Origin of the sequence: Noviherbaspirillum sp. Root189, assembly GCF_001428545.1 — a bacterium.
Classification (GTDB): Bacteria; Pseudomonadota; Gammaproteobacteria; order Burkholderiales; family Burkholderiaceae_D; genus Noviherbaspirillum.
In genome coordinates this window covers 1-5,730 of sequence record NZ_LMHZ01000062.1, presented here as the reverse complement: position 1 = coordinate 5,730, position 5,730 = coordinate 1, and the positions used below count along the sequence as shown (strand labels likewise).

At 50.8% G+C, this 5,730-nt stretch carries 7 protein-coding genes; 5 read left to right on the top strand and 2 right to left on the bottom strand.

Annotated features, from left to right (window positions below; all coding sequences use genetic code 11):
- Positions 1 to 208 precede the first annotated feature (208 nt).
- The 4 genes from ASE07_RS24750 to ASE07_RS24735 all read left to right on the top strand — a co-directional run bounded on the left by ASE07_RS24750 (position 209) and on the right by ASE07_RS24735 (position 3,098).
- A complete protein-coding gene (locus ASE07_RS24750; RefSeq protein WP_057293490.1) occupies positions 209 to 436 on the top strand; it encodes an AbrB/MazE/SpoVT family DNA-binding domain-containing protein in 228 nt (75 codons plus the stop codon).
- Positions 433 to 816: a type II toxin-antitoxin system death-on-curing family toxin gene (locus tag ASE07_RS24745; protein ID WP_057293489.1), complete on the top strand. Its 384-nt coding sequence runs from the start codon at positions 433 to 435 to the stop codon at positions 814 to 816. Before ASE07_RS24750 ends, ASE07_RS24745 begins: the two co-directional genes overlap by 4 nt.
- Before the next feature lie 1,467 nt (positions 817 to 2,283).
- Positions 2,284 to 2,610 carry a UPF0175 family protein gene (locus tag ASE07_RS24740; protein WP_057293488.1) on the top strand — a complete coding sequence of 109 codons (327 nt, stop codon included), beginning with the start codon at positions 2,284 to 2,286 and terminating at the stop codon, positions 2,608 to 2,610.
- On the top strand, positions 2,607 to 3,098 hold the full coding sequence (locus ASE07_RS24735) for a DUF3368 domain-containing protein (protein ID WP_057293487.1): 492 nt from the start codon (positions 2,607 to 2,609) through the stop codon (positions 3,096 to 3,098). Before ASE07_RS24740 ends, ASE07_RS24735 begins: the two co-directional genes overlap by 4 nt.
- 364 nt (positions 3,099 to 3,462) lie before the next feature.
- On the opposite strand, the gene ASE07_RS30115 is transcribed toward ASE07_RS24735, so the two are convergent.
- Positions 3,463 to 3,654 carry a hypothetical protein gene (locus ASE07_RS30115; RefSeq protein ID WP_235548608.1) on the bottom strand — a complete coding sequence of 64 codons (192 nt, stop codon included), beginning with the start codon at positions 3,652 to 3,654 and terminating at the stop codon, positions 3,463 to 3,465.
- Positions 3,655 to 4,021: 367 nt separating this feature from the next.
- Positions 4,022 to 4,558: a peroxiredoxin-like family protein gene (locus ASE07_RS24725; protein WP_057293486.1), complete on the bottom strand. Its 537-nt coding sequence runs from the start codon at positions 4,556 to 4,558 to the stop codon at positions 4,022 to 4,024.
- Between the two features lie 89 nt (positions 4,559 to 4,647).
- Between ASE07_RS24725 and ASE07_RS24720 the strand changes: the two genes are divergently transcribed.
- Complete coding sequence (locus ASE07_RS24720; RefSeq protein ID WP_057293485.1) at positions 4,648 to 5,472, top strand: AraC family transcriptional regulator; 825 nt, start codon at positions 4,648 to 4,650, stop codon at positions 5,470 to 5,472.
- Positions 5,473 to 5,730 lie beyond the last annotated feature (258 nt).

Below are 5,730 nucleotides of genomic sequence, written 5' to 3'. Positions count from 1 at the left end.
TGGACGACACCTACGTGCTGGTGGGTGGTCGGTGGAAGTATCTGTACAAGTACGGCGGCCGAAGATTCAACATTACTGTGAAAGTTGATTTTACATAATATGTATTATACGTATTTTGATATGGAAATAGTTGGTATAAAACTCCTATAGTTTGCCCTTTCCAACCGACTCCAACTCTATATAATAAACATTATATAGAGAGGCAGCCATGTACGAGTTCAAACTTACCACCGTTGGTTCCAGCGAAGGCTTCATCGTGCCCAAAGAGGTGCGCGAGCGGATGGGCATTAAAAAAGGCGATCGCTTGTTCTTGACGGAGGCTGAAGACGGCAGCTTCCGCCTGACGCCATATGACCCGGCCTTCGAGCGCCAAATGCAACTCGCTGAGCAAATCATGCATGGCGATCGCGACCTGTTGCGTGCACTGGCCAAATGACTTGGGACTGGATCCAGCCATCAGTTGTCTATGCCATCCATGACAAGCAGCTTGCCGAACATGGCGGTGCCGCTGGTATCAAAGATCGTAACCTGATTGAATCAGCGTTGGCTCGGCCCCAACAGCGAGCAACATATGGCAATCCCCCGCCGGATGCCGCCGATTTAGCTGCCGCGTATGCCTTCGGCATCGTGCGTAACCATGGGTTCAATGATGGGAACAAACGCATCGCCTGGATCCTTGCCCGTCTTTTTCTCGCCCTGAATAAATGCACGCTGCAGTTTGATCAGAGCGAAGCGTACACGACCATGATGTCACTTTCCGCCGGAAACCTGGGCGAACAGGAATTCGCTGAATGGCTACGACAAAGAATTGTATGACTACAGATGAGTTTTGAACGGCGAAGAGCCAGCAAGCCCAACGGCTCTGACACCGCAGCTGACGTTTGTACTTATTTATGTGACCCACATAAGGTGTCTTAACGTTGGGCGTGCGGCTCGCGCAGTTGCGAATCCCATTTGCTGCAACTGTCGGCGGGCATGACCTGACCTTTACGAGATCAAACTGCGAACTTTAAACTCCCGCCTGACTTACCGGGTTCCGGTATATTGCGACGGTCTTGTGCGGTCAGTTGGCAAATGCAAAGATAACCGAGCGTACGACGATGCTCTCAAGGGCATCCGCCAGTCCGGGCCAAAGTTAAGTCGGTTTGGACAGGCTGTGAGGAAACGAGCGTGCCTTTGTATGTAACCGTACAATACATGGCTCACGTGCTTACCTTTTAGGATCTTAATGCAAATCATTCGCCGGTCGCTATTCGACTCAGCCTGCAAAATTAGAACAGGGACTGTTTTCAACCCGGCAAACGAAGAACACCTTTCTTTATTATCGTCCGGCCTTGCGTTTCTCAACCCGCTTCCACCGCACATTCAAAACGCGAACAACGAGCGCCGGCTGATTGTGTTAACTTCGAAAGGTGAAGAAGTTACTCGGCTTGACGACGTCTAGCAGACCAAGAAAAGATCACATTTTACGTCAGGCTGCCAGGTCTGTTGCTTTGACGGAAGCAGCAAGTGATTAGGCGCGGAGTCCGGCTTGAAGTTTTTTATGTTTGCCGTTCTGCCGCAAAGCATTCACCAACATGACCAATTGTAGATAGTGCTGCACTGATTTGGCAATGCGGCCCATTTTAGCAATTGACCATGAATTTCCATGCTGGTCGCCTGGCAGAGCGCCATCTTCAACTACTTAAAGATGATGGAGCGCGACAACTTATGCGCCTGGATGAGCAAGTAGTCTCAAGCCGGAGAGAAGCGTGGCGCATCCGACCCCATCATCCACCGAATCGACCCGTCACACGTCTGACAACCTGGTATTCGGACCTAGTCTCTTTTGATCACCTTCGCCGGAGACTTACCTTTCCGGGAATATTTCTGTCAATTAATATTGAACAGCAGTGAATTTTACTCGACGGTAGATAGGCCCGATGCCTGTAAGACGGTACTCGGGCTTTTTGTGCGAGGAAGAGTTATACAAGGCCAAGAACACTTAAGACAACATAAATAACTACAACTAAGCCAACTAAGTAGATCAATGAACGCATAGCATTCCTTTCGTAATGGAGTTGATTATCAATATGCTAATCCTCTACGGAAGCACTGTTGTGTCTAAAGTCATACTTTAGCTGCATTGGGCATGGTCTCACCCAGTTCTCGCTCCTGTAATACACGACCATATCAACATCTTATTGCGTTAAATACCGCAGAATGACCGATGACGCATCGTCGGCTATGCATTAAGTCCAACAAAGATATTGTGCTATCATTTGATGGCACAACGGAGGCCTTATGCAAACATTTTCTATCCGCGATCTGCGCGAGCGTACCGGCGATATCACACGCGCTGCCGAGTCCGGTGAAATGGCGGTCGTTGCCAAACATGGCGAACCGATCTTTTTGACAGTTCCATTCGACGAATTCCTGCTTCAGCATGGTGTCAAGGTGGATGTCGCTATCAAGCTGTTTGCAACGGATGTGCTGACACTTGCCAAGGCAGCGCGGTTTGCCGGACTTCCCCAGGAAGCGTTTATTGAAATTCTTGGGTCTATCGGTATTGCAGCGGTTAAGTACGATCCTGCTGAGCTCGATGAAGAGTTAAAACTGCTACAACAATGAAGCTTATTGTTGCTGATTCGAGCCCTCTTATTGCATTTGCGCGTTCCGACTACCTTGATCTGGTGCGGACTGTTGCCGGCACCATTCACGTCCCGCACACTGTGTGGCAAGAATGCGTTCACGATCTGTCCAAACCAGGGGCGCAGAAAATTCAACAAGCAGTCGCTAAAGGCATAATCACCCGTCTTGATGATCCTGAGCTCCCGACTTCGCTCGAAGTCACCCCGATTGATGCAGGTGAAAAGGCGGCTATTGCGCTTGCTCTGAAGCAGAACTGCCCTATCTTGCTTGACGAACGTCTGGGACGAATTGTCGCACGGCGACATAACCTTTCCGTGGTTGGCAGTGCCGGCATTTTGCTGACGGCAAAAAACCGTGGGTTAATTCCAGCGGTTGGTCCGATTCTGGATCAATGGATTAGCTTTGGTTACCGGCTTTCCAATGAGTTGGTCGCCGAAGTGCTACGCAGGGCAAACGAAGAACGCTAAGCAGACATACAGTTGAATCAGGTATTCTGTCGTACTGCTTAAAAGCGCTATTCCCTTTATCTGTGGCAGGCACTGATGCTCTATTGCGATGGCAGTGTGCCATCAAGATTGATGGCTGGGCAGCGGAACGTTCGCTACGTGTTGGCCCACATTGCAGAGCATCCAATCAACCGGATCGATCAGCTGCTGCCGTGAGATGTACCAATCACTTGGGTTTATCCCCTACCTTATCGTCGCGGTCCCAATTTTCATGCAAAATTGGTTGGCTAGACAGATCCCATACCATGGAGTGAAACTGGATATCGAACCACTCCTTGAACATCTTGAGGCTACGATTCTGCGGCCAATACGATTCATCGGTGAACTAGTCATATAGATACTGTTCGAAGAATGTCCTCCACCGACGCCAAACCCAACGCTGTGCTGCTTCGATGGATTCAATGCTACCTTGTTCGATGAGAAAGGCATCCTGATCCTCACGAAGCTGCGCAAGCGTAAGCTGCAATGGTTCAGGATCGACGCGTTGAATCCAGTCAAGCACGGGCTGCTTGGACATTAGGAGAATCATGCTGCGATTAATGGTAAAGCGAGGAGACTCATGCATGGCAGGCAGCCTAAATGAAAGCCTTCATTTTACGCTTCGACAAACATACCCCGTCTAGACAGACGGCCATCGATCGACGCTTACTTTGGGAACACTGCGCAACACGACGAGACGGGCGCTTGCGTAGAGCAGAACGATACCGAAAAGAAGATTGGGCGCGGCTGCAAGAGTTGGTCCGCCGACTGCATACAGTACATTCTCAAAATCGCACATTATGCGCCTGCCACTACAATCACGAGGGTAATGAAGAGCGCCGGTTAAGGTCTGGAGGCCAACGAATAAGAACCCTAACGCTAAAACCACGCCCTCATGGCATCAATCATACCGCTCCGGTGTACTCTCCTCTTGCTGGATAGTCATGAGCCACTGCGAAGTCGATTGCACTAACGAGATCGGAGAAGTTCGGGCGTGCAAACGGCATTGTCTGTACAGCGCCGTAGTAAAGCGTTCCATTTGGTCTTATCAGAAACACACCAGGCTCCGAAAACCGTGCCGGCTCCTCAATCCCAATGGATGTTTTTCCGCGGCTTTCAGATACGTACAGGCCCCATTCACGCGCCTTTTGTAGCGTAAGCCCGTAGCCTATTGGCAGTTTTTCGGCACGCACCTTTCCCACCATTGCGGCCGCCCGTTCCTCATTGTCCGATGAGATGGCAATCACCGCTACGCCACGCTGTTCGAATTCGGGCACAAGTCTCTCGAGTTCCGAAAGATATTTGGCGCAAATCGGGCAATGCAGTCCTCGATAGAAAACCACCATCGTGAACCGTGCTGCTGACCGGGTGGACAAGTCAAAGTGACCGTGCGCGACTGTCTCGACCGAAAGTGAAGGTACTGGTTGCCGTGGAATGAGCATGACGATTTCCTTTTAGGTATGGGAGAGAGTGTTATCTTCCTGTACCAACGGTGCTAGTATATTCAAAATCATTAGCTTATCGTTCAAAAATGCCTCAACTTCCTCGTCTTGACCGGTTGTCAGCCCTTCTCGAAGGAATAGCTCCTCAATTTTTTGTCAGACATGCCGGCAGGTTGTCTGAGGTCAAATTCTATGAGTCTGCGGAAGCGGCTTTTCTCCGCTTGCATCTCATCACAGGGGGTATCGCGAACCTCACTTTGGCAGGCGAAAGGGAACAATGCTTGTCGGCACCTGCTATTGCCGTGACACGTGGTGATACGGCTTATACCCTTAGCTTGGCCGATGGCGGAACGGATGCTCCGGTCGCCATGTGTGTCGAGGTTCATTTTGGCGGTCCGGTATCCGCGATTCTATTGGAAGCATTTGCAGTGCCTCTTATGCTGTCGCTTGAAGAAGCGGATCCGGAAATGGATTTGGTGATACGCCTTATTGCATCTGAGGTGTCCCAACCACGATGCGGACAGCCAGCCTTATTGTCAAGAGCTGGCGACATCTTGTTTATCGGATTGTTGCGTCATCTGGTCGCACAGCCTCGGACTGCATTTGGAATACTTAATGGGCTTTCCGATACGCGCATTGCTCGGGCACTCGTCGCTATCCACAGCGCTCCGCAGTTTCCCTGGACCTTGGAGACACTGGCACTGGAAGCTGGCATGTCCCGTACCGCATTCGCCGTTCTTTTTCGTGACACGATGAATTGCCCGCCAGGTGGTTATCTTGCGCAAGTGCGATTGGCAATTGCCCGTAAGGCCGTAACGAATGGATATAGATTGAAGCACGCGGCGAAAGAGGCCGGTTATGCCAGCACGACCGCGCTCTCCCGTGCGTTGGCGCGCCAATCCATCAGCAATTAGCGAGATACCACACTCTATTCCAGTGTCTGCTCTGGAGCATCAGCGCTGTCCACACTTTTGTCCAGTATTTGCCGATTCTAGAAGTCAGATCGCTAATGGCGAACGACCGGTATAGGTCCTCATTGGACATTTCGGATCGACTACTGACTGAAGTAACTCGGTAGAGTAAGGATGTGGCGCGGTAGTCTTAGGCTTGGCTTGTCCGTTTGCCGCTGCTTTCGCATTGCGGTGCCCTAGTAGCGTCTGCCATCTCCCCGT

Bases quoted from the DNA above. Each gene is read 5' to 3' on its own strand.
- ASE07_RS24750 (WP_057293490.1), top strand. From the start codon at position 209: ATGTACGAGTTCAAACTTACCACCGTTGGTTCCAGCGAAGGCTTCATC.
- ASE07_RS24745 (WP_057293489.1), top strand. From the start codon at position 433: ATGACTTGGGACTGGATCCAGCCATCAGTTGTCTATGCCATCCATGAC.
- ASE07_RS24740 (WP_057293488.1), top strand. From the start codon at position 2,284: ATGCAAACATTTTCTATCCGCGATCTGCGCGAGCGTACCGGCGATATC.
- ASE07_RS24735 (WP_057293487.1), top strand. From the start codon at position 2,607: ATGAAGCTTATTGTTGCTGATTCGAGCCCTCTTATTGCATTTGCGCGT.
- ASE07_RS30115 (WP_235548608.1), bottom strand. From the start codon at position 3,654: ATGTCCAAGCAGCCCGTGCTTGACTGGATTCAACGCGTCGATCCTGAA.
- ASE07_RS24725 (WP_057293486.1), bottom strand. From the start codon at position 4,558: ATGCTCATTCCACGGCAACCAGTACCTTCACTTTCGGTCGAGACAGTC.
- ASE07_RS24720 (WP_057293485.1), top strand. From the start codon at position 4,648: ATGCCTCAACTTCCTCGTCTTGACCGGTTGTCAGCCCTTCTCGAAGGA.